This is a genomic window from Bacillus sp. SIMBA_031, from assembly GCF_046535225.1.
GTDB classification, from domain to species: Bacteria; Bacillota; Bacilli; order Bacillales; family Bacillaceae; genus Bacillus; species Bacillus velezensis.
In genome coordinates this window covers 1-238 of record NZ_JAWRXC010000658.1, presented here as the reverse complement: position 1 = coordinate 238, position 238 = coordinate 1, and the positions used below count along the sequence as shown (strand labels likewise).

1 protein-coding gene is annotated in these 238 nt (G+C 63.4%); it reads left to right on the top strand.

The genetic code is table 11. The features are described 5' to 3' along the window. Position 1 precedes the first annotated feature (1 nt). A partial coding sequence (locus tag SB724_RS21720; protein ID WP_410573135.1) for a LysR substrate-binding domain-containing protein occupies positions 2 to 238 on the top strand: 237 nt, incomplete at its 3' end.

Below are 238 nucleotides of genomic sequence, written 5' to 3'. Positions count from 1 at the left end.
CGTGGAGCTCACGCTAAGCGTGTCCGATCGAACGGTCGAACTGGTGCAGGAGGGAATCGATTGCGTGATCCGGGCGGGCACACCAGAGGATTCGCCAACGCTGGTGGCTAAGCGCATCGGCGCCTTCGACTGGGTCACCTGCGCCTCGCCCGAGTACCTTGCCCAACATGGCGTGCCGAAGTCGCTCAAGGATCTGGATAACCATCAGGCGGTGGGGTACCTGTCCACCCGCACCACC